Origin of the sequence: Pseudomonas sp. 43NM1 (assembly GCF_002836905.1) — a bacterium.
Classification (GTDB): Bacteria; Pseudomonadota; Gammaproteobacteria; order Pseudomonadales; family Pseudomonadaceae; genus Aquipseudomonas; species Aquipseudomonas prosekii.
In genome coordinates, this window is record NZ_MKGS01000116.1 from 1 (window position 1) to 1,445 (window position 1,445).

Annotated in this window: 1 protein-coding gene; it reads left to right on the top strand. The window is 60.3% G+C overall.

Going from position 1 to position 1,445, the window contains the following annotated elements; translation table 11 throughout:
- Positions 1 to 1,083, top strand: a 1,083-nt coding sequence (gene waaA / locus BI292_RS11275) for a lipid IV(A) 3-deoxy-D-manno-octulosonic acid transferase (protein WP_101207926.1), incomplete at its 5' end; no start/stop codon positions are given.
- Positions 1,084 to 1,445 lie beyond the last annotated feature (362 nt).

Here is a 1,445-nt window from a genome sequence, read left to right on the forward strand (position 1 = left end):
CCGATGATCCGCGCGCTGCTGCAGCGCTACCCGACGCTGCCGATTACCGTGACCTGCATGACGCCGACCGGGTCCGAACGCATTCAGGCCTTGTTCGCCAATGAACCACGCATCCAGCATTGCTATTTGCCTTACGACTTGCCGTGTGCGGCGGCGCGGTTCCTCGATCGGGTGCAGCCGAAACTCGCCGTGATTATGGAAACCGAACTGTGGCCCAACCACATCCATCAATGCGCCAAACGCGGGATTCCGGTGGCGCTGGCCAATGCGCGATTGTCCGAGCGCTCGGCCAAAGGCTATGGCCGTTTTCACAAACTCACCGCGCCGATGCTTGCCGAAATGAGTCTGTTTGCGGTGCAAACCGAGGCCGAGGCGCAGCGCTTCCGTGATCTCGGCGCGCGTCCGCAAACTGTCGAAGTAACTGGCTCGATCAAGTTCGACCTGACCATCGACCCAGCGTTGTTGCAACGCGCCGCCGAATTGCGCGGCCAGTGGCAAGCGCAGGAGCGCCCGGTGTGGATCGCCGCCAGCACTCACGAAGGTGAAGACGAAGTGGTGCTGGCGGCGCATCGTCAATTGCTCGCCAATCACCCCGACGCGTTGCTGATTCTGGTGCCGCGCCATCCGGAGCGTTTCAACTCGGTGTTCGAACTGTGCAAACAGCAGGGTTTTGCCACGGTGCGCCGTTCACTGGCCGAACCGGTGACCGCCGACACGTCGGTGCTGCTGGGCGACACCATGGGCGAATTGCTGTTTCTTTACGCGCTGGCCGACAGCGCGTTTGTCGGCGGCAGTCTGGTGCCGAATGGCGGGCATAATCTGCTGGAGCCAGCAGCGCTGGCGAAACCGGTGCTGAGCGGACCGCACCTGTTCAACTTCCTCGAAATCGCCGCGCAACTACGCAGCGCCGGGGCGTTGGCCGAGGTCGAGGACGCCGAAGGCCTGGCGGTGGCGGTGCAGCGTCTGTTCGAATTGCCGCGCGATGCGCAGCGGATGGCGGAGGCGGGGTTGAACGTGATGCGGCGCAATCAGGGTGCGTTGCAGCGGTTGCTGGATGGGTTGGGGCGGTTGCTCGATCGCTAGATCGCCAGCCTTTACATAGCTGGCCTCAAACAAAAATCGCCGGTTTCGCAGCACTTACAGGGTTTACGTCAAACCCTTTTATGCGCTGCTGAAACTGGCGATTTTTTGCGTTTGGACCGGACGTTGACGCTGCATTCTTACGAATAGGATGGGTCTGACTGAGGTTGACGACCCTTCCTACATCAATACTTTTTCCCCGTTGTTAACGTGCCCGCCAGTTTTCGCGTGCACAGACCACGGACGGTTTGGATATCGCGCTCATTTCCTCTTTGCTTAAGGATAAGCGTATGTTCCGGCCGGCCAATGCGGCGCATTTCTCGTTGCACATTCCCGCGGTTCGTCATGATTTAAAGGTGCTGGCG